Below are 21,996 nucleotides of genomic sequence, written 5' to 3'. Positions count from 1 at the left end.
ATATTGGCTGCCAGCCCAACCTTGTGAGACGCGCACCCAGCATGAGCTGTGTTCATCGCCGTTGGAATATCTGTCCCACGGGAAATGCAGTTTGACGCGGCCATGTTCGTCACAGAAGATTTCTTCGCCGTCAGGGCCCACGACTAACGCCATGCAAGGGCCATCCACTTGAGGTTTGGCTTGCGGTGTCGCACGCCACGTGACATCAGCAGGAATGAGCGTGAATTGGTTGCTGTACGTGGTCGCGCCACTGCCGCCCTCTTCTTCCAATGCTTGTGGCTGACGCCCTTGATGATGCACTTGCACTACAACCCAATCGCGGTTCGCGCTGTCGTCAAGATGCTCTTGTAAGTCGAACTTTGTGCCCGCTTGCAGGCCAGGATGGTTACTTTTTCCGCTCGCGGTACGCGCTTCTCGTCGTAAGTACTCTAAGCGAATTTGATTAAAGGCTTTGCCGCTGACGTCGTCTTTAAAGCGACCCGGTGCATCAAAGTGCTCGTAGGTCGCTTGCTGGTAATCCATCTCGCGCCCTTGCGCTTGCTGGGCAAACGAGTAGCTCGGCTTTTTAAAGCTGTAATCTTGCAGCGCGCTGTGGCTCACTTCGGTTTGGCTGTGTTGCGTTAATTGCGACACATAAGGGCTCTCCATCACGCCACCCGCAAGGGCGTTGTAAGGGATAGGCGTTTCTCGCTTTATCAGGCTTTGGCTGTCGTCACTGAAAAAGAGGGTGTGTTTCCCCTCTTCATGAATGAAGTGATACACCAAGCCTTCTTCGGCGGCTAAGCGGTGCAAGAAGTCGATATCCGTCTCACGGTACTGCACGCAGAATTCACGCTGAGCACACTCACGTTTCAGCGAGAAGGCGTAGTCGTTAATGCCCATTTCTTGCAGTACGATGGAGAGGATTTCAGGAACGGTTTTGAGCTGGAAAATACGGCTGTTTTGGCGCAGTGATAGCCGCTCTAATGCCGGGACTAAGGTCAGTGAGTAAAAGGTGTGATGATGGCCAATATCGCCTTTACTGAACTGGCGCACAATGCCGTGCACGCGCTGCACGACAAGGCCATCACGCAGCATCTCAAGCTGAGCGGTTTTGTCCACCAGCTCCAGCGCCGTTAAGCCAGATTGGCGACTGGCCAGTTTTATCTCATAGCGAAAACCGTAGCAATGCAGGCCCGCTTGCGCGCTATCAGACAGCGATTCCACGCCTTGGTATTCACGCACCACTAGCGTGTCGTCTGCCAAACCCTCCACGGTGAGCCTAAAACTTAACCTTGCCATCTTTTTCCCTTCCACTCTTTTATCGCAAAATGACACTAGTACAGCAAGTGCAGTGCCAGATATTTTTCTTTGATATTCATGAGCTTATAAACAGCTCGATTGACAAAGGCAACAAACTGCCTGATATGAGCAAAAAGTTGCCCTTCAATAACCAATTGTTGCTCAGCTTATTGAGTCTGAGCTTCCTGATTATGTGTCACAGTCAAATGCTCAAACTGCTTGTCGAGCTCGGCCATTTTCCAGCTCAAATTATTAAGCCGCTGCTTCAGAATCATAAACTCCTGTTCAGCCTGTACAACATCACCTTTTTTGAGCAACTCTTCGACATATGCAGCTCTCCCATAAATAGGTGACAGACTAATAGCGAACTCCTCCAGCGATTTGGTTTGTCTTTGCAGTTCGGTTAATTTTCCTTTTTGCGCGAGCAGCGCGATGTTGGCCATCTTGGTTCGCGTTTCACTAAAACGCTCCATAAAGCGCTCAGTTTGTTGCAGAGCTTCACGCTTAGCATCGGCAAACGCTTGATCAACCTCCAGCACCGATTCGGTTTGGGGATAAAGTTGCAATAACGCATCCAACACTTGCTGGGCTTCAACACGAGCCGATTCAAAAGAGAGCGCCATTTTTTGCTCAATCGCCTCTCGGTACAATGGCACAATCTCATTTGACAACTGTTCAAGCTTGGCTGGCGAGTTGGCCTGTTGAAACGCATTGACCTGCTCTGGCGTATGTAAAGCAGGTAACCTTAGGTTGGTTGCATAAGATATTGAGTTGAAAAACGGCAAATAAGTGACGGCTCCATACACCATCACAACACCAAGAACACCGGATATAAAAGCGGCCACATGCGTAACACGTGAGCGCTTTTGATTACGCACCTGCTCAACCTGTTCCGTTTGAGTATGGCGCTTTAGCAGCGAATGATATTGCGTTTCTAAACGATCAATATGTTCAAAAATAGCAAAACCTACTCCTTCGAAATCAACCAAATAGTCGGGCTGTTGCAGCTCTAAAATGGCATGCATGCGCTCACAAAAGCGCTCACAACGGTATAAATCACGCAGTGCTTCATGATTCGGACGCAGATCTTTTAACTCCCGCACTACACGAGCATTAACCCAATCGAGCACTTCCTTGCGCATTTTCGCCGATTTTACGTCCGGTTTTGGCAAATTACTTAAGCAGCAGCACAGCAGTTCAACACCATTGGCGTATCCCGCTAAACCCTGCATTTTTAAACAGGCTACGGTGTAATAACCGCACAGCAAAAGGTCAATCCCCGGGCCTTTTGCTAATGTTTCACAAGCAACTTTCACCACAGCCCAGTCTGGACCACCTGATAATGGGTTGTTACGACGATTGATCTCATCTCTCACCTTTTGGTAGGCATCAATGTGACGAACAGCGGCAGCATCATCTATCAAATGAAAACGAGCGTGGTCGATAAATACAATATTGGACATGACTACAGCGTCCTAAGTGAGTTGAGGAGCGATGACCAATCGCTCCTCACTATTATTTTAGTAAAGGGTTTTCGAGAGTTTGAATGACTTAAATAACCGCTCGGTGAATGGGTTAATATCTGCCTCTGAATTGAGTCGATAAATCATCTCACCACCGTCAACTGCAAACTTAAAGTCAACCGACGTGGAACTAGCACCCACCACATCACCTTGTTCAAGCAAGCGGAAAAATGCCCACGGACCTTGGATATTAATACTTCGTGGCGACATATTATTTTTAGTCGGCACTAACGTTACTTTAGAGATCGCAGAATCACGCAGCGTATTTGGCCAAATCAACTCGACACTGTCTCTTGGGCCGTGACTATAAGCGAGATATTGACCATCAACATTCAGCACACTGCGGCGTTTGTTGTTGCTCAAGCGTAACGGTTCAACCGAGAAACTAACGTCTAAGACCCCTTTGCGGTTAAAGAAAGCTTGCTGAATTTTCTTCGCCTGCTTGAGCTGTTCTAGAACGTCTTTGCGAATAATCGACTGCGCGTTATCGTCATCATTGACCGCAATATTTTCTTCCACAAACATTCTTAGCTGGTTGTTGTAGAAGTTGTCTAATGTGCCATTGGGCGCAAAAAACGCTTCAAAGTCAGAAAGAGAACTGTCTTTGTTGGATGACTCATTAAATGGATAGCGCCCAGCTAATTTCTCTTCAAAGGTTTTGTAAACATCGTCATGCCAACGAACTTCAAGGTGCTTAATCGCTTCTTGTTTGACAACATACCAACTCTCATCCGCCAGTTTAGACACCATAGTATCGAGCGGTTTAGGCAAACCTGATGCAATACGTTTCACCGTGTAAATTGGATCAGCGTTCACTAATTTTACGCGTGCTTTGGTGGCATCAAGCGCAGCCATACCAACATCTGGCGCTTCTTGAATAGATTTGAGGTAATTTTGTAACTCTTCCACCGCCACTAATACTTCATTGATGTACGCTGGCTTATCACCGACTGGCTTGAGCATAGCGTTTAGTTCAGCAAAGGGCGCATCAATCTGCGAAGCAACTTTGTATTTTGGATTTTTTAACAGCTCTTTTTGCGCGGCTTCATCTTTAGGCACACTGGCATACATTTGAGTATTGCTTTCTAAAGTGCGAAGCAAACGCTGCATCGGTTCAATGTTGCCGGTAAAGTTTTCTAATACTGACACCGCGTCATTGATGTCGCTAAAATACTTAACGCTGATTTCATTAAGAGCCGCACGCCAGGTATTGGTGTAGTCCGCCACATACAAGCTGCGGATTTTGTTACGAAGGTCATGCTTATCCGCTTCGCTAAATTGAGCCGATTTGGATTGCCCTAGTACCCAACTGTCGATCAAGGCCAGCTCAGAAACGGATTCTGATTGCGGCATGAAGTAATCTTCAAACCCTTTTTTGGTAAGCATTTGCGGAATATACAGAGAGCTGCTGTTGACCACTCGCTCTTCAAAAACCACATCAAAGACGGGGCCAATCAAGTTGCGTAAATTGATCGAGGGGCCAAGAACCGTTTGTGCATTCAACTTCAAATTACGGTAAACACGTTGATCGTTAGGCATAGAACCAAGATCAGACTGCACTTTCGCCACCACCTGATCATAAGGCTTCATCACCGACTCTGCATTGCGATCACCGCGCGCGCGATCACCCGCTAAATCCGTGTGTAACATGGCGTAGTCTAAATGCCCCAGTAGTTCTTCTTGGATCACGCGTTGCCCAGCGAACTCTTGCTGCCAGTATTTGGAGAAATAATCGAGTACATAATCCTTATAGCGGCCACTTTTATCTACCATCATGCGATAAACACGCAGCACGGCCAGTTTCTCTTCATCTGTTTTGGCTTGGTTAAGCTGCACAACGACATCAGCCATTAGCAGAGGTAAAAATCGGTTTTCCAATAAATTCAAATAAGTAGCTTCAACCATTGGACCAATCGTGTGGCCTTGGTACAAACCAAAATCGGAAATGTACTGTGGTTTATCACGGAAGAAGCCAAACTCTAACGTCGCTTCACGAATTTTATTGAGCGGCACGAGAACATCTTGCTGAGAGGCTAAATAAAGATTAGAGGGGAACTCGTTTTTGTACTCGTTTACTTTCGCTAACACCGCATCAGAGTGCTTCACGTTACTAAGGTAATAACGATGCCAAGTGCCGACTAATAACACAGTTGCAATAGAGCCGGCCACTACTGACAAACCAATCAAGCGCCGTTTTTGCTTCGCAACACGAAAATTATCTGAGGCAAGCCCAGCTTCAGGATAGATGATGTTATTAAACAGCTTTTGTGTGAAATAAACCGTTGAGTTTTTGGCTTGCTGCGCTTTGTTGATGGCATGATCTAGCCCGTAACGACGTGAAGCGGCATCATCAAATGCGTTTGTGGGTACGCCCTGTTGATACACAGAAGTGAAATACGCACCACGCACCAAAGCCGACGTAGAGAACTGATCACTGGCCAATGCATCGTTGAAAAATTGTAATAAGATCTCTTTTAAACCAGAAATTTGACGCGTGAAGCTATAAATAGCATTGCGCTCTTCGAGATCCATAGGTACAGAAACCGCATGCGGCAGTACATCATTAATGCGCTCAACAAACTGACTGTAGTCTTTTGAAAACTCGTTGAGCCAGTTATCCAAGTCATCAATAGAGTCGAGCGAAAAGGTAAAGCCCAGCACATCTTCACGCTGACTGCGCGAGTAATGTTTAAAGAAAGGTTCAAAACCGTGTAATAAATCCAATTTCGTCAATGCAATATAGACAGGTAGACGCGTGGATAACGTCTCCATCAGTTCACGTAAGCGAGCACGTAATAAATTGGCGTAAGCTTTACGCTCGGTTGCAGTTGCGGTTGCTAAGTGAGAAACGTCTAACGCTAAAACAATACCGTTAAGTGGACGACGGCTACGCGTTCTCTCCAACCAATTAACAAAATGAAGCCACAAACGGCGCTCCATCGCACCATCGTTATCATTGCTATGGTTACCTTGTGTCAGTAGCTCTCCATCTGGATCAATCAATACCGATTCATCGCCAATCCACCAATCAAACGAATACGGGTTTTCACTTTTTTGACCCGAGGCTCGCATTACCGAAGAAAAAACAAAGTTTTGCCCAGAGCGGTTGATGAGGCTGGTTTTACCGGCATTTTCCAAACCGAGCACTAAATACCATGGCAACGCATAAAGATAATTACGTTTATTGAGGTTCTCTTTCATGCTGACCATCACTTGGTTCAGCTCAACCTCTTGGCGCTCTTCATAGGCTTTAATTGGATCTTGGCGAAGCTGATCTTCACGCTTTTGCTCGGCTTTAAAACCTTGCAATTTTCGCCACTGCCAAACACCCCAAACGGCCAATGCACCTAAAGTGAACAAGCTACTTGCCACTGCGCGAGCGGTTATCGATTCAAGTGGCTTATTACCCGCGATCTCTAGCCAAGGGCCTGCCCACCAAATCGCAACATTCAATAGAATGAATGTGCTAAATAGCAAAATAGGCATCGCCGCGGCAATGCCCGGTGTTAACTTTCTTGCGATCCCAACAATAAATTTCCACATGGGTTTGTGTCCTTCGTTTACTCTGACGTTGTGTATTGTTCTAATTGCTCAACTAATGAGGGTTCCCAATCGGTAACGCTCATGGTGCTAACCTGAGCATGTAACGTTTGGTACTGTTCTTTCGCCATCGCATCTAAATTATTGCTATTTAACAAATCAGCCGATAATAACCGCCAATAGAATTTATCCCTTGGCTCACTGGCGCTGACCAGACCATCGTTGAGCATAGAGAGCGCCACCGCAATGCCTCCCTCTTTCGCTAAGCTAAACGCCTCTTTGCGTTTGTCTTGCCAATCACCTGCTACTTGGCCTTGGGCGCTACTTTGCTGCTGGCTGAGTAGCCACTCTTTTACGCTCGCATTGACAAAAGGCTCGCCTCCTTTGAATTTCAACTCGAGCAGCGCAGGTAGACGTGCCACAAACTGCTGGCTTTCACTCAAAATGGCTTCACTCCACGCCTTTTGGCCTAAGCTTTGCGCGATTTGATAGCTCATCATCTGCCCTTCAAACCAGTAAGGTGCCATGGTCAAACTCTGCTCTACCTTGCGCCATAAGGCTAAATCTGGGCTACGCATTTGGTCGTGATACTCTTTGATTCGTTCTTGCGCCATCGCCCGTAACAGTGTTTCACCGCTGACGTCGTGCTCAGGTAATGAGGTAATACTTGACCACACGGCAAAACGCCTGACTCGTATTGCCAAGGCAATGCCGAACTCTTGTTCAGACAAAAACTCAGCTACCTTTAGTAAGGTCTGCTTAGTAGCTTTGTCACTTGAACTGTCGACTGAGATGGCGCTCTGGGTGGTGGTTTTACGTTCAACCGCCGGAGTCTCTTGCACATGTTGAGTCGCTTGCTCACGTTCTGTTGCACGGCGCAGTTGGGCTTGAACTTTAGCCACTAGACTTTCAACGCTTTCAGACATCAGTCCGGCTTGAGTAGTCGCTTGCTGTAGCGCGTCGATCGCGGTGTTTAACTCATCACGATCTGGTCCATCAAATTGTGCGAAATCTAACTTGTCGATGACTAAGGCTAACCGCTGCACAATCTGGCTGAAGAATTTGCGACGTGGCAAACTGCCTCTTTTGCCTGGCGCAGGGAAGCAATCTTCCCAGTAAAGGGACATGAAATCGCTCAGCAGCTGCAGCGACGTGGTGAAACGTAGCGGTGTGACTTGGTTATGCAAACACTGCAACAAGTAGATCAATAATTTGAGATCTTTACTTTTTTCGCTGAGCAGTTTGAGCGTACTGTGTTCGACTTCATCCCATTGCACACTAGCGTGGGAGAGTGACCCCACTTTCATCATTTGATCTTCAACAAAATCAAACAGCGGATCATCAATCAGCCGCTCACCCACAGGGTTATCGGCTTGAATAGGCTGAGTAATACAGCGGCGATAATCGGTTAACTCCATTGGAACTCCTTACCAACCACAGCGTGTTTTTAGTGCCGTTAATGATTGCGAAAGCTCGCTCGCATCAAACTGCAATCCATCAACAAAAGGAGAGTTTGAACGCAGCACAAGGCGATTTTCTCGCGCCATCGCTTTCATCATCTCAATCGCTGGCATGCCTCTGCCTGAGGAAAAGAGCAAACCTAAATCGTCACTACGCCAAGATTGTGCCTGCATATTAGCAATCGACACTTGGATGCGAGGGTCATCAATCGCGCTAGGAAACGCCAATTCCACTCGACTCAAATTGTCGATACAGCTCATCAGCAGCACAGGTTTAGCGTTATCGTCAAACTTTGTATTTTGATTTAACGCAACCAAAGTAATCCACGCATTACCTTTATCATCGTCACCTTCCACGGTTAAGTGACTTGCTTCCCCGTCTTGATACTGGCTGATGCTATCAAAGGCGCGTTGCCAAGATAGCGGCGCATTGGGCGTTGCCGCTTGAGGCATCACCACGTCAGAAGGCGTTTTAAACAGGTGGTCAAAACAGCTCAATCGCTCTAACCGAGATGTGATCGTAGTGCATTGCTCTGCTTGTGCTACAGCGTCATTTTCCGCATTTGCCATGGGAAAATACAGCGTCATAGAGAGGCAAACTGTGAGCCTAAACAACCGTTTATTCATGGTGTTTTAATCTCCAATTTTTGGCATTTATAGGCCAAGGTCCGCTTGGGAATACCGAGGCTTTGGGCCGCTTTGGCCCTGTCACCAGCAAAATATTGGAGGCGCTCACGGATAATACGAGACTCAAATTCATTCACCGCTTGTTTTAAATCATCCACCACTCGGCTGACACCTGACTCAGCTTTAGCGACCTTATGCCCATGTCGTTCAGTCTCTGGCTGCTGTTCGGCTTTAGTGTATGCTAAACGTTGTGTAAAGCAGGACTCCTCCACCTGTGTGCCATCCAGTGTTTGCGCACAACCAAATTCAATAAGGTGCTTGAGTTCACGCACGTTACCGGGAAAGTCATAACGTTTTAGGCAATCGATCGCTTTATAGTGCACACCCCGAATGTTGGTTGCATGCTGCTGATTAAAGCTGCGCACAAAATGTTGGCTAAGCCGTTCAATGTCATCCATCCTTGCCGCAAGACGTGGCAAAGTGATCGGGTACTGAAATAAGCGGTAATAAAGATCCTGACGAAACGATTTATTACGCACTTGTTCGAGGAGATTGACATGCGTTGCTGAAACCAAACGAAAATCAGAAGATTGTTCGTTTTTACCGCCAATCGGCCGAAAAGATCGAGATTCCAACACCCGCAGTAATTTGGCTTGCAGGCTCAAGGGCATATCACCGATTTCATCCAAAAACAGGGTTCCGCCACCGGCTTGCGCAATCAACCCTTGTTTATCGCTATCCGCGCCGGAAAACGCCCCTTTGCAGTAGCCGAACAGTTCACTTTCCAATAAGTTTTCAGGGATAGCCGCGCAGTTAATAGCAACAAATGGCGCTTGTTTACGGGGCGAGAGTTGGTGCACCGCTTGCGCGACCAACTCTTTACCTGTCCCTGTTTCACCTTGCACCATCACTGAAAGCTGTGATGGCGCGGCGTTGATGATCTGCTCTCTTAATTTTTTCATCGCCAAACTGTTACCGATTAAGGTTTCAGAGAGGCTCGCAATTAATGAGCGACGAGCGTTGTCTCGCTGGACGTCAGACAAGGATTCCGATAAGTTTTGTCGATTTTGTTCTTCCCGTTGCATCTCATTAAGCAACGACCACTGATGGCAAAACACATCCACATACTTGATAAAATCTGGCTGCTCAAATAGGCCTTCCAAGGTATGGGTTTCACCAATCAACAGCAAAATAGACTGAACTTGTGTATCCCCATTAGGTAACGGGTGTACAACCACGCTATCTAGCATGCCGACCCGGCTAGTGAGTTGACTAAACAGGCGATTAGATTGCCAAAAAACCAATTCATCAGCGGTTAAGTGCATCGATTTGGCCGATTGCAATACATGAGCAAACGGACAATCAAAATCGGTGACCGACCAGCTTAAATTCAGCGGGTTATCCTGTGGCACTAAGGTACGGCCGTCTGAACTGGGAACCAGTAACAAGCAAGTATCGAGCCTTAGCTCTCGGCGCAGCGTTTCTACAAACAATGCGGCCAATTGGCTAGGCTTTCTCGCGACAACAAGCTCGGTTGCGTAAGCTAACCAGTGACTCATGATCACTCAACCTCTCCAATAAACTCACCCTCTTCCGCCGCTAAATAGATGCGTTGCACTGGTTGTTTATCAGCCAGTTTATTTAACAAAGCTAATGAAATCGGTGGTAGTAATTGACCTTCGATGATCGCTTCCAGCATACGAGCCCCATTTTCAGAGCGCGTTGCACGGCTTAAGATCTCTTCGATCAAGCTATCTTCAATCACCACGTCAGCGGCATAACGCTGTTTAAAGAGCTGCTCAAGGCGGGTTAACTTGCCACGCACAATCTGCTCTAGCACTTCTTTGCTGAGCGGTAGATACGGAATAATCTCCATACGAGCCAGTAAGGCGGGTTTGAAGAAAGCCGCAAGTTCTGGGTAAAGCTGCTCATCAAGCAACTGAGGCTGCTGCGCGTAATCGACTATGGTTTGGTAACCTAAATTCGAGGTGAGGAAGAAGACGATGTTTTGGCAGTCGATCACTCGACCTTCACCATCGGCCAGCTCACCTTTATCAAAGGCTTGGTAGAAAATATTGAGCACTTCTGGGTGCGCTTTTTCAACTTCGTCTAACAGCACCACAGAGTACGGCATTTTACGAATCGCTTCGGTAAGAATGCCACCCTCACCATAACCAACATAACCCGGAGGCGAACCAATCAGGCGTGAAACGGTATGCTTTTCTTGATATTCCGACATGTTGATAGTGGTTAAAAATTGTTTACCACCATAAAGTTGTTGCGCCAGTTGGACTACCGTTTCGGTTTTACCAACGCCACTTGGACCCACGAGTAGGAAGGAACCTTTTGGACGCCCCGGACGGCGCAAATCCGCGCGCGCCGTTAATAAGTTACGGTGAACACGCTCAATCGCAGTATCTTGCCCTTTGATTGCCTCACCTAAAATAGCCGTTAGGTGGGTGATTTTATGCAGCTCATCGCTGTTCATTTGGTCAACGGGCACGCCCGTCCAGTCCGCAATCACTTCCGCTATTTGCTGAGCATCGACTTGTGGATGCATGAGGCGATCATTATGAGGGATCTCTTCTAAAGCTCGATATTGCTCCTGCAATTGAACAAGTAACGCATCGCGCTCAACTTGGGTCTGCTCACCATGATCCTCAGCGCCATCTAAGAGCTGATCGCGTAGGGTAATAATGCGCTCAATGATCGCTTTTTGCTCTTGCCAGCTTTGAGTCAAGGTCGCTTTTTCAGCTTCATCGGCCACTTCTTGGCTACATAGCTCATCCAAGCGATGCGAATCAACCACTTGACCTAAATATTGAGCACGCTCAAGCATATCAATTTCAAGTTGACGTTGATGGCAAGCGGTCTCTAGTTGCGCTAAGCGCTTCGGCGGTGTGGTGATATTAATTGCAATACGCGCGCAAGCAGTATCCAACACATCAATCGCTTTATCCGGCAGTTGTCTACCTGAAATGTAACGCGCTGAAAGCTCGGCGGCGGCTTTCAATGCATCATCAGTAATCAATACGTTATGGGCTTTTTCGTAAACACGATTCAAGCCACGCAGAATATCTACTGCTTGGCTGATGCTCGGCTCTTCTAATTTCACTAACTGGAAACGACGAGTCAGCGCAGGATCTTTTTCAAAATACTTTTTGTACTCTTTCCATGTGGTGGCTGCGACAGTACTGAGCTCGCCTCGCGCAAGAGCTGGCTTGAGCAAGTTGGCCGCATCACTACCACCCTCTTGGTTGCCAGAACCAATTAAAGTGTGCGCTTCATCGATAAACAAAATGATCGGTTTAGGCGAGGTTTTGATCGCGTCAATCACGCCTTTAAGACGTTTTTCAAATTCACCTTTGACCGAAGCACCCGCTTGCAACAAGCCGAGATCGAGTGAGCACAACTCTACATTTTGCAGCTGTGTCGGCACATTGCCCGCAACGACGCGCAATGCAAGTCCTTCAATCATAGCGCTTTTACCGACACCAGCATCTCCCACAACGATAGGGTTGTTTTTACGACGACGACACAAAATGTCGATCATCAAGTTGAGTTCGTTTTCACGACACAATACTGGGTCAAGTTCGCCGTTACGCGCTTGCGCCGTGACATTGGTGCAGTATTTATGCAGTGGCGAAGATGACGCTGCATCCAGCGCGGCAGGAGCTTGAGAACCCGCTTTGCTTTTTTCAACCGCCGACTCGGAAGAGTCTTGCAACAGCGTATCAAACCCTTTGTTTAGGCTCTCTTTGTTGATGTGTTCAAAAAGACGGATTAGTTTAAGTGGTAGGTAACGATCAGCGCGCATCAACGCGGCTAAAAACACCACACCTGAACGAAGCTGATTCTGATTCAGCTCAGTGGTAGAAAGCAACCAAGCTTCCTGCAATAGCTCAACCAACAGTGGCGAGAATGCTGGATAGGTATCTAACACTTGCTCACGAGCGTAACTTGCACTGATGGCTTGTTTTACGGTTTCCACATCTAAGTTAGCGTGCTTAGCTATCACACGCACATCCGAAAGTGGGTTCTCTAACAGCACATGCAGGAAATGCTCATAGGTCACTTCTGGGTGCTGACGTTCAATACATAATGAAGCGGCTTGCTCTAGGGCTAGCTTACTCTGTTCATTGAGTTTTGAAATTAATGTGGGTAATTCAATACGGATCACTACAATCACCTAGCCTTTTATAATTAGAGTATTTGGTTCAATTGGTTTAATACGTCTGCCGATTGGCTGTGCAGTAAATAGGAATAGCCTAAAAACACACCGACCCAAATAATGACAAAACCAAGCAGTACTGACCAAACCGGTAACTGCCTGCTTAACTTATATTTTGATTTCACCACATGGTCCGTGGCGGAGGTCAGTTCTTTCGGCTCGTTTTCATCCAACGAACTGACGGTGTCATGTAAACGACTGATCACCTTTTCACGCTCGTTGTGGCCGCTTTCCATCACACGGTATTTACCTTCAAAACCTAACACTAGGCATTGATAGATAAACTCTAGCAACGCGCGATAACGTTTAGGTTCACCTTCCAAGCGACTTAAGATGGTAAACACTTTTTCGCCGCCCCAAGTCTCACTGTGGAAACGAGACAGCATAGAATGTTCAGCCCACACACTGGATGCACCCCACTCGGTTCCCATGACGGCTTCATCCAAAAACGCACACAGAATGTAGCGATAAGCCATCAAAATCGCATGCTCAAACCCTTGCTCGGCAAGCTCGATTTCAATCGCTTTAATCTCTTCTACCGTCTGTTTGTAGATCTGCTCAATGTTGTCGCACTCTGACAGGCTGCGTACCCGCAGCGACAAACCAAACAGAGGGGTAGCTGCATCAATCAAAACATTAGGGTTATCACCACGCAGTTGAAACCAGTAATCTTGGTCGTGGTTGATCTGCTCGACGCTGTCAAAAAGCAGACCGCTGTATTGGGTGTTTTTTTTATCAATGGCCATCATCAGCTCCTAATCGCCCAGAATTGCAGGTCAAGATCTTCAAACGCACCCGCGACATGGAAAGCAAAACCACTTGAGCGACCTAACATCGACCATGCTGAGCTGGTTTTATCCAATTGGTAATAGGTATAACCGGCGTGGTAAGGCAACTGCCTTGGTGCCACTGGTAACGGTGTAATTGGAATGCCCGGTAATTGCAGTGAAATGAGCTCGCGGATTTTCTCCACTGACGATACTTTGGTCTGCTGAGTAAAGAGACGACGCAGTTCATCTAATGGCATGCGTGCTTTCACCGCGATGATGAATTCTGCGCTTTCAACCAGTTGAGGGTCGTGGATTGGGGCAACCATCAGGCCGTACTTACGTTTATCCAACTGAATCGAGACCGCTCTAGGCTCAAGTACGATACTTAGGCTCTGTCTTAAGTTGCGGATCAGCGGCCCAAAAGAGTGGGTCGGCATTTCATGGTTGTAGCTCGGGATGCTCGGTGGTAAACGACTTTCATCGGTAAATGTAGCCAATTCTCCACATACGCATGACAGGCACTCAAATAAACGTTCCGGGTGCAAACTGCGTAGCTCTGCCAAGTGTTGCATCTGGGGTTGTAAGCGATTCAGGGCTTGCAACAACATAAAATCAGACACATCCGCGACCCCGCCTTGAGAGGGAGAACTGATACGCTGAGCAATGTTTTTGGCACGTTCGCGCATTAACCCAGAGATTTCGTTAATAAAACGGTGCAAAGCCGCATTGCTCGCAACATTAAGATGGCACGGAATAAAGTCCGGATCGAGTACGACACTGCCATCAGGACGTTTTTCTAAAATACGAGCGATCGCGATTGAGGCGTAAGAGCTTCTGTCTTCTTTTTCAAGCATCAACTGCACACGAACAGGTGAGACATCTAGCGTCGTGGTGTCACCGCGCACGGTATGTACATCACGCACTTCTAGACGATTGCTTAAATAACGCCCGGTTCCACGCTCTTCAGGCCAGTTAATCTCCATTAACGATTCACTGCGAAGTGGCACCGCTAAATAGACCAACTGGTTTGCAAGCGAAGCATCGGCAATCTCGAGCGCATCGGGCAACACATCTTCCTGAGGAATACGGAAAACGGTTCCATCAGGCATAATGCCGACCGCACGTTCGATCGCGATACGACCAAAAGAGAGATATTCAGGGTTAAGTGATAACTCTGATACTCCGTAAAGATAGCCACTGACTGATGAGATGCGTTCATCAATATGATATTCAAAATAGCGTTGCTGCTGCTGGAAATGCTGCGGTTTAATGAATAGACCTTCATTCCAAATGACACGATTACGCGCAAACATCTTGTTATTCCACCCTTTCCAGTTTTACATCGTAGTCTTTGAAATACATCAAAAGATGATATTCCCTACCTTTGTTAAGCACTTTGACGGCCTTTTTCCATTCACTCAGCTCAGGTTCAGCAAAATGCGCCATGACCCCAATGTAGTTCGTGCCTTCATCAATCTCGAACGCGTTCACAAACTTAAACTGGCCTGGTGTCATTACATAATCGTAATTGGCGATAAAATTGCTGCGTAACGCTTTTTTGTAGTCTGCTTTTACTTGGTCATAATCGGCAGACATAAACATCGAATCATCTTTGAGCTCAAACACTTGAACCTCTATCGGCGACGCTTCACCCCAAATATTAGGGTTAGTACCTTCATCACTAACGAGACTGAACGTTACCTTGGTCGGCTGTGTGGCTGGCTCATACTTTTCTGATGAGCTACACGCGGTTAATACCGTCAGTAGCATCAGCAGGACAAAAGACCGCTTGTTCACCGTTATAGCTCCAGCTGTTTTTCACGAATTTTCTTGTCGTAAGACTGCTCGAAAATTTCCCAAAACAGTTTCTCAAATCCTTTTTGGCGATTAGAAGTGAGCTCTTGGTAGTAGTGGCAATACATCTCCCACGCCCAAGCATCTGAAGAGTGGTTCTGTGCATCACTATTGCGCTTGTAGTGTTGGAAACGGCGCAGTAGCACTTGAGGAGAAAAGGCATTAAGAATCTGATTTAGGGCTTCACTAGTGGCGTGCTGCATTGCTTCGTTATGGTCGCGCACATTTTTTAGGCTTTCGGCAATCGCCGCTGGGGCAGACAAGTGCACCACACTTTTATCAACATCATACAGGGTACGAATGGTTTCTTCGTATGATAGCCCCAAGCGAAGTGGGTTATCTTCAATCGGTTGCAAGTTACGATTCATCATACCAAAACGACCTTCACTCACTTGCTGGTGAAGCTCAAGCAAACCTTGCACACACGCTTGCAACGATTGCCCAAGCTCTTCTGAAAGCATGTGCATTTTCGCCATATCGTGGCTATTGCCAACGTCAACACCTAGCCCGGTGAGCATGGGGCCGGTCAATAAGTGTGATGCATTGTTTGACGAGCTGTTGTGTTGCTCGGAGTGAGGGTGGTAGCTTCTCGCCACTTCTTCCTCAAGTAGATCTAATACTTTATCGTCCATCGCTAAGCCCTCAGGTACGTTGTAAATGCTGTTATTAATGTTCAAATGAGTCGGTGGTTGCGCAGTCTCATGGTGCTCAACAGCCGGAATAGGTGGTAAATCGGTGGAGGTTTTGCCAAAACCGAGAATTTTCTTTAATCGAATCGATGACGTCATCTCATACTCGCTGTCAGCTTGAGGCGTAAACTGCAGTTGCGACTGCTGGCTATCGTATTCTGGCACTAATGAATGTTGTGCTTGTGCGAGTGGTTTTTCCGTCTCTTCAAGCAACGACTCTTCTTGTTTAATGCCTTGCAATAAATCATCTAAAGCGGCGATAGGGTCCATTGAACTCGGCTCTGGTTCATCCTCGTCGCGGCTGATATCATCCAATGGACCATCTTTGAGTAGATCGAGCCCCTCTTTAGCAAACAGCTGATCCAAAGAGCCATTAATCAGAGAATCGTCTTCACCCACTTGACCAAAAATGACACGAATTTGGTAAGGTCCAATGGCCACTTCATCTTTATGCTCCAACTTAGCCGAGGCACCTTGCCCTAACGGCTTATGGGAACCATTAACATAGGTATTACCAACCAGATCTTGAATGCAAAACGCACCATCAATCACACGGATGGCACAGTGATGATTTTGAATTTTCCCTTTACCGTCACGAAGCTGCCAATGCGCATCACTTGCAGAGCCAATCACACCGCCTTGCACATTAAACATCGCTTGTGCGGATAATCCTGATTCCAGTAGTTGCACATTCGTCACTACCATTGAAAGCGTTTGCTTCTTCTGCATATCGCTATTGCCTTACTTGTATAAGCACGCTTTTGTCCGCCAAATCGCGCCCTAAAAATGATGACCAACCCAAAGCCACACCACTGTCATGACATAAACTCATCACCGGAGCCTCGCTCTCGTGCATGGTCAGCTCAAGGTCATAAGCCATCTGCTCTCGTAAAATAAACTCCACCAACTTACACAGCGGTTGATGTTCTTTGCCTGATGGCAAAAAATCGGCAAATCGTTCTCGAGTTAAGTTTTTGATACAGATAACAAACTTACCGTTACAGTCCATAACTGACTCCCCCAACATGCTGTTGATCCCAAGCTCACCATTCTGCTTACCTAAGCAAAACTGCTGATAAGGCTCTATCCGGACTTTGCGTCGAACCCACTGGCGAATACTGACTTCTTGCAGATCAAAACAGTGCGCGATGATGCCAGACACCACTTGCGGTGAACGACTTCGGCCAGCCAAAGTGCCCGCATAAGCCAGCATCTTGCACCAATTTATCGGTGTTTCGCCGCGCAAGTCCGCATCACCCAAACCGACTAAAGCAAACAGCTGTGATGAAAATTGATCCTGCGCACCCGCTTGAAAACGGACGTAATAGCGATACTTTCGCCATACGCGATACACAAGGTTAATCAACCGGTTATTGAAAAAATCTAAAAAGGGCCGCTTGAAACCACCGGGATCTTCTTCGACCAATTGCTGCAAAATAAAACCAGGCAACGGTGACTGTGCCCCAGTTAATCCAAAAAAATTGGTTTGTAAGATCAGGCGCTCATCCGCGAACTCACGTAAATCCGTTACGTCTGCTGGTGCAAAGCCTAAACTTGGGTTGGCACTGAATACCAACTGGCATGTCCGCTCCCAATCTTCTGATTCAGGATTAAACGCATTAAGTTTTTGCAGCAGTTCCACCAACTGGTAGAAGTTGTACGTTCGTACATCGCTTGGTAAACCCAGTAGAGGCTCCGGCACAGCCGCCGCAGCCATCTCTAGATCAATGGCTGCATTCCTGTCTGTGTTCCCCATGTGTACTTCTCTTGATTGGACGAGTTAATAACGATCAGCTCATGAAACGAATTGATGCTGGCATATAGGGCAAAAAAGTGGCTAAGCACTGTGCCAAAGAGGTAAAGCTCCCCTTCTGAACCAAAACAGTTTTGATCAATATGAATCGTCGATTGCAGCCCTCGCACTGGCAAACCGCGCAATATTTTATCCACGGGTTGCGACTCAATTTTTTGGATCCCTTCAAGACGCAAACGCGCAACACGCTCCGCTTGGCGATCCACCAAGGCTCTGAAATCGTAAGCTCGCAACACACTGCTTAAGGCATCTTTGGACAGCAGCGATAAATAATTCAGCGATAAGTTAGAAATCAATACCCACAATAGACTGCCATCCAGTACTGGGCGCAGAGATTGTGAAGGCACGGTAATATTGCTGAAAGTGGCAAAGGGGGGCGAGCTGTCTGTCGGCTCACAAATGTCACCGACACCGAGTTCGAGCGGTAATAAGCGATTGGTGCAGGTGAGTTTGAGCGAGATGGCTTCATCGACATGCATGGATTGCGTTTCATCTCCGCGAATGAAAGAGATGAAATTATCAAATCCATCGCCACGGATACTGTCTCTCACTCGTGTGCGGTAGTAGAGCGCTTCACGATTTCGAACCCGCTCCACTTCATGCTGAAAACTTTCAAATGCTGAATAGACACGTTTTTCACCCCGAATTCGTTGGCTGGCTTGAGTTTTGTCTTGCCAACCGAACACGCCGTCAACGCTGAACACTTCATAGTGAGAAGGGTAACGACTAGAGGGAATAATGCGATACTCTGAACGCTTGCCCGTTAAATCGATAGGATCGGCATCATGTTCAAACAAATTAATGACAGGGGTGCAGTACAACTGGAAATTATCCTGACGCACTCGAACGTCCGCTGGCAGGGTTTTCGAAAAACTGATTTTCAGTTTGAACGCACCATGCACTGATTTCGGCACTACGCTAGCCAGACGGGTAATGTCAACAAAATGAAATGCTTCAGGAAACGACAAGTATTCCTGCAAAACGCGATAACCTTCATACACATTGGAAGGATAGGGCAAAAGCGATTGCTCGCTATCAAATCCGACCGTTTGGAAGCTATTGCGCGGCAGCGTAAATTCTACCCCCGCGACTTCAACAGAAATCTTATCGAGGTAGTGGTTGAGCCATAAATAGAGCATTTGTGAGCTGTATTTATCACCACCTAAGTAAAAGCGCAGATCATCAAGATGCGCATCACCGACGCTTATCTCACCCAACATATTAAGCGACACTTCGATGATGGTCGCTTCTCTAGTATGTTGCGCAGTGACGTCAGTACATTTCAGTGGGTAAATCTGCACGTCACGACAGGTTCTAAAGTGGCATTTGGTGCCGAAAACAGGCTTGCTATCGAGCTGAGTGCCACGAGCGATTTGCTGCTTATCACTGACACTTTTATCCGGTGTGAACGAGACAATACTCATGCTTGGCACAGGACGTAAGTAGTTTGGCCATAGCATGTTGATGATGGAGTGCGTTAGCTCAGGAAATTCATCTTCAACTTTTTCGCGCAAGCGAGCGGTGAGAAAGGCGAAGCCTTCCAATAAACGTTCGACATCAGGATCCGTCGTTTTACCGTGTAAAAAGCGAGAGAGTTGAGGATGAATTTCAGTGAAATGCTTTCCTTGTTCTTTAAGGAAAGCAAGCTCTTCTCTGAAGTACTTATCTTGAGCCATAATTTTCTAATACACTCGGTACTTTCGGTTTTGATCCAGTAGCAGGTTGAACTGCACTTTCTCATGTAACGCATCACTGTTTATTTCGGCCACAATATGGAAGCGCAGCATCAAAGGGCTAAACACGTCCGACTCGGATCGAATCACAATATTTCGTAAACGGGGCTCATACACATCTAAGCAGCTTTGTATCGCAAGCTTAATCCGCAGCGATAAGTCTAAGGTTTCTAACGTTGCATCGTTAAAATCCACTAAACCTAACGTTGGAGCACTTTGTGCCTCACCCATGCGAGTATTCAAAATATTGGAAACATTGCGTTTGATTGATTGGAGCACATCCCACGCATTTGGCCCTTGGGTCAAAGACATAGGCTTGGTGCCAGCTTCTAAACGTTCAAAGAAGCCGACACCAAATGCACTCTCTTCAGGTGCAATATAAGTCATGGTTATGCTTGATCTAATCGACCAACCAATGACAATTCAAAGTTCGCGCCCATGTACTTAAAGTGAGGACGAACAGAGAGAGAGACCTGATACCAACCTGGTTCACCTTCAACATCCATGACTTCGATTTTTGCAGCACGAAGAGGACGACGGCTACGTACGTCTGCTGGTGGATTTTCTTGGTCAGCCACGTACTGTTTGATCCAGCCATTAAGCTCACGTTCAAGATCTTGACGCTCTTTCCAAGCACCAATTTGCTCACGCTGTAGCACTTTGACGTAGTGTGCAAGGCGATTGATGATCATCATATATGGCAGTTGCGTACCCAACTTGTAGTTGGTTTCCGCTTCTTTGCCTTCTTTGGTATTAGGGAATATTTTTGGCTTTTGGATCGAGTTTGCAGAGAAGAATGCGGCGTTATCACTGCCTTTACGCATGGTTAAAGCAATGAAACCTTCTTCTGCTAATTCAAACTCTTTACGGTCAGTCACCAACACTTCAGTTGGGATCTTACTTTGCAGTGCACCCATCGATTCAAACACGTGTACTGGCAGATCTTCAACCGCACCGCCACTTTGTGGGCCAATGATGTTTGGACACCAACGGTACTTGGCAAAGCTATCGGTTAAACGAGTAGCGAAAGCAAACGCGGTGTTACCCCATAGATAGTGTTCGTGTGAAGCGCTGACACTTTCCACATAATTAAATGATTTAATTGGGTTTTCTGTTGGATCATAAGGTACGCGCAATAAGAAACGAGGCGCAGTCAAGCCAAGGTAACGCGCATCTTCTGATTCACGTAGAGAACGCCATTTAGTGTATTTAGGGCTTTCAAATGTTGACTTAAGATCCTTGATATTTGGTAGCTCTTCAAAAGAATCGATACCAAAAAACTCAGGGCCGACACTAGAAATGAATGGAGCATGAGCCATCGCACCAAGTGCACCCATGTATTGCAGTAGCTTCATGTCAGGGGTTGATGGCGTGAAAGCAAAGTTACCGATGATAGCGCCAGTCGGCTCACCACCAAATTGGCCATAACCAGAAGAATAAACGTGCTTATAAAGACCGGATTGCGTCGTTTCTGGTGCAAATTCAAAGTCTTCAAGCAACTCGCCTTTCGTTACATGCAACAAATCGACTTTGTTGTTTTCACGAAAATCGGTACGGTCAATAAACAGTTTCAAACCACGCCATGACGATTCCATCTGCTGGAAACGCTCTTCGTGCAAAATCTCATCCATTTGAGCACTGATTTTCTTATCAAGCTCAACCAGCATTTGATCAACGAGTGATTTGTTAACCGGCTCTTCCGTTTGATTCGAACCGATGAGATTCTCAATAAACGCAGCAACCCCTTTCTTCGCAACATCATACCCTTCTTCAGTCGGTGCAATGCGCGTTTGTGCCATGATTTCATCAAGTAAACTGCCTTGGGTGGCACTTTGTCTCTCTAAGACGGCTTCAGTAGTAGACATCAATTTCGTTCCTAAATTTGATTAAATAAAAAGTTGGGTTGATCAAGCCTTATGCTTGGGGCTCTTCTTCTTTGCCGCTCACTAGGCTTAGCTCAGATAGAAGTTTTTCACGCGATTCTTCCGAATTTAGTAGCTCTTGTAGACGCTCTCTAAACGCGGGAATATTGCCCAAAGGACCTTTTAAGGCCACAAGAGCTTGGCGTAGCTCAACCAATTTATTTAATTCTGGAACTTGTGCTGCCACTGAATCCGGTTCGAAGTCAGCAAGAGATTTGAAACTAAGCTCAACAGGAAGCTCAGCATTTTCATCGCCACTCAGTTTATTGCGCACTGTAGTGGTCAGTTTCAAATCGCTTTCACGCATAACCGCTTCAAAGTTGTTCTTGTCCACTGAAACGGTTTGTCTCTCTTCAAGTGGGGTCTCTTCGGTATGGCCTTTAAAATCACCCACCACCAGAGTTTTTAGCGGTAACTCAACTTCAGCCTGTGCATCTCCCGTTGCTGGAATATACTTAATATTAATCCGCTCTTTAGGAGCTACACTTCCTTCTTTAGACATATTACGTCTCCAATACCTATGCCAATCATTGTCAAAATTACGGACAAGAGC

General features: G+C 46.7%; 16 protein-coding genes. All 16 read right to left on the bottom strand.

All coding sequences use genetic code 11. From position 1 onward, the window contains the following. Nucleotides 1-1,281: type VI secretion system tip protein TssI/VgrG (tssI, locus tag AACT21_RS10590; protein WP_141195252.1), on the bottom strand; the 1,281-nt coding region annotated here is incomplete at its 3' end. Between the two features lie 167 nt (nt 1,282-1,448). Further along, on the bottom strand, nt 1,449-2,744 hold the full coding sequence (locus AACT21_RS10585) for a type VI secretion system ImpA family N-terminal domain-containing protein (protein WP_094164129.1): 1,296 nt from the start codon (nt 2,742-2,744) through the stop codon (nt 1,449-1,451). A gap of 57 nt (nt 2,745-2,801) precedes the next feature. After that, nucleotides 2,802-6,347: a type VI secretion system membrane subunit TssM gene (gene tssM, locus AACT21_RS10580; protein ID WP_013868305.1), complete on the bottom strand. Its 3,546-nt coding sequence runs from the start codon at nt 6,345-6,347 to the stop codon at nt 2,802-2,804. A 17-nt stretch (nt 6,348-6,364) separates the two neighbouring features. Beyond that, on the bottom strand, nt 6,365-7,762 hold the full coding sequence (gene tssA, locus AACT21_RS10575) for a type VI secretion system protein TssA (RefSeq protein ID WP_017046812.1): 1,398 nt from the start codon (nt 7,760-7,762) through the stop codon (nt 6,365-6,367). A gap of 9 nt (nt 7,763-7,771) precedes the next feature. Further along, nucleotides 7,772-8,431 carry a type VI secretion system-associated protein VasI gene (gene vasI, locus AACT21_RS10570; RefSeq protein ID WP_094132563.1) on the bottom strand — a complete coding sequence of 220 codons (660 nt, stop codon included), beginning with the start codon at nt 8,429-8,431 and terminating at the stop codon, nt 7,772-7,774. Further along, nucleotides 8,428-9,990, bottom strand: coding sequence for a sigma-54 interaction domain-containing protein (locus AACT21_RS10565; RefSeq protein ID WP_176430204.1), 1,563 nt, complete (start codon nt 9,988-9,990; stop codon nt 8,428-8,430). The genes vasI and AACT21_RS10565 overlap by 4 nt, the downstream gene beginning before the upstream one ends. 2 nt (nt 9,991-9,992) lie before the next feature. Continuing rightward, on the bottom strand, nt 9,993-12,611 hold the full coding sequence (gene tssH, locus AACT21_RS10560; RefSeq protein ID WP_094164127.1) for a type VI secretion system ATPase TssH: 2,619 nt from the start codon (nt 12,609-12,611) through the stop codon (nt 9,993-9,995). Between the two features lie 23 nt (nt 12,612-12,634). Beyond that, a complete protein-coding gene (gene icmH / locus AACT21_RS10555) occupies nt 12,635-13,408 on the bottom strand; it encodes a type IVB secretion system protein IcmH/DotU (protein ID WP_026027751.1) in 774 nt (257 codons plus the stop codon). A gap of 2 nt (nt 13,409-13,410) precedes the next feature. Next, a complete protein-coding gene (gene tssK, locus AACT21_RS10550) occupies nt 13,411-14,745 on the bottom strand; it encodes a type VI secretion system baseplate subunit TssK (protein WP_017044997.1) in 1,335 nt (444 codons plus the stop codon). A gap of 4 nt (nt 14,746-14,749) precedes the next feature. Continuing rightward, complete coding sequence (gene tssJ / locus AACT21_RS10545) at nt 14,750-15,229, bottom strand: type VI secretion system lipoprotein TssJ (protein WP_013868298.1); 480 nt, start codon at nt 15,227-15,229, stop codon at nt 14,750-14,752. Between the two features lie 2 nt (nt 15,230-15,231). Beyond that, nucleotides 15,232-16,704 carry a type VI secretion system-associated FHA domain protein TagH gene (tagH, locus tag AACT21_RS10540; RefSeq protein ID WP_094164126.1) on the bottom strand — a complete coding sequence of 491 codons (1,473 nt, stop codon included), beginning with the start codon at nt 16,702-16,704 and terminating at the stop codon, nt 15,232-15,234. A 4-nt stretch (nt 16,705-16,708) separates the two neighbouring features. Further along, nucleotides 16,709-17,731, bottom strand: a complete 1,023-nt coding sequence (tssG, locus tag AACT21_RS10535) for a type VI secretion system baseplate subunit TssG (protein ID WP_026028436.1) — start codon at nt 17,729-17,731, stop codon at nt 16,709-16,711. After that, nucleotides 17,695-19,464, bottom strand: coding sequence for a type VI secretion system baseplate subunit TssF (gene tssF, locus AACT21_RS10530; RefSeq protein WP_094150566.1), 1,770 nt, complete (start codon nt 19,462-19,464; stop codon nt 17,695-17,697). Before tssF ends, tssG begins: the two co-directional genes overlap by 37 nt. Nucleotides 19,465-19,470: 6 nt before the next feature. Beyond that, nucleotides 19,471-19,908: a type VI secretion system baseplate subunit TssE gene (tssE, locus tag AACT21_RS10525; RefSeq protein ID WP_013868295.1), complete on the bottom strand. Its 438-nt coding sequence runs from the start codon at nt 19,906-19,908 to the stop codon at nt 19,471-19,473. A 2-nt stretch (nt 19,909-19,910) separates the two neighbouring features. Next, the gene (gene tssC / locus AACT21_RS10520) at nt 19,911-21,386 is read right to left on the bottom strand and encodes a type VI secretion system contractile sheath large subunit (RefSeq protein ID WP_026027753.1); all 1,476 of its coding nucleotides are present in this window, start codon (nt 21,384-21,386) and stop codon (nt 19,911-19,913) included. A gap of 49 nt (nt 21,387-21,435) precedes the next feature. Continuing rightward, on the bottom strand, nt 21,436-21,945 hold the full coding sequence (gene tssB, locus AACT21_RS10515; protein WP_017043584.1) for a type VI secretion system contractile sheath small subunit: 510 nt from the start codon (nt 21,943-21,945) through the stop codon (nt 21,436-21,438). Nucleotides 21,946-21,996: the final 51 nt, after the last annotated feature.

This window comes from Vibrio sp. V08_P9A1T1, from assembly GCF_963874405.1.
Taxonomy (GTDB): Bacteria; Pseudomonadota; Gammaproteobacteria; order Enterobacterales; family Vibrionaceae; genus Vibrio; species Vibrio anguillarum.
The sequence above is the reverse complement of the archived record's forward strand: the minus strand, read 5'-3'. Positions and strand labels throughout refer to the sequence as shown.

Bases quoted from the DNA above. Each gene is read 5' to 3' on its own strand.
- tssM (WP_013868305.1), bottom strand. From the start codon at position 6,347: ATGTGGAAATTTATTGTTGGGATCGCAAGAAAGTTAACACCGGGCATT.
- vasI (WP_094132563.1), bottom strand. From the start codon at position 8,431: ATGAATAAACGGTTGTTTAGGCTCACAGTTTGCCTCTCTATGACGCTG.
- tssA (WP_017046812.1), bottom strand. From the start codon at position 7,762: ATGGAGTTAACCGATTATCGCCGCTGTATTACTCAGCCTATTCAAGCC.
- tssE (WP_013868295.1), bottom strand. From the start codon at position 19,908: ATGACTTATATTGCACCTGAAGAGAGTGCATTTGGTGTCGGCTTCTTT.
- tssG (WP_026028436.1), bottom strand. From the start codon at position 17,731: ATGGGGAACACAGACAGGAATGCAGCCATTGATCTAGAGATGGCTGCG.
- tagH (WP_094164126.1), bottom strand. From the start codon at position 16,704: ATGCAGAAGAAGCAAACGCTTTCAATGGTAGTGACGAATGTGCAACTA.
- tssC (WP_026027753.1), bottom strand. From the start codon at position 21,386: ATGTCTACTACTGAAGCCGTCTTAGAGAGACAAAGTGCCACCCAAGGC.
- AACT21_RS10565 (WP_176430204.1), bottom strand. From the start codon at position 9,990: ATGAGTCACTGGTTAGCTTACGCAACCGAGCTTGTTGTCGCGAGAAAG.
- icmH (WP_026027751.1), bottom strand. From the start codon at position 13,408: ATGGCCATTGATAAAAAAAACACCCAATACAGCGGTCTGCTTTTTGAC.
- tssB (WP_017043584.1), bottom strand. From the start codon at position 21,945: ATGTCTAAAGAAGGAAGTGTAGCTCCTAAAGAGCGGATTAATATTAAG.
- AACT21_RS10585 (WP_094164129.1), bottom strand. From the start codon at position 2,744: ATGTCCAATATTGTATTTATCGACCACGCTCGTTTTCATTTGATAGAT.
- tssK (WP_017044997.1), bottom strand. From the start codon at position 14,745: ATGTTTGCGCGTAATCGTGTCATTTGGAATGAAGGTCTATTCATTAAA.
- tssF (WP_094150566.1), bottom strand. From the start codon at position 19,464: ATGGCTCAAGATAAGTACTTCAGAGAAGAGCTTGCTTTCCTTAAAGAA.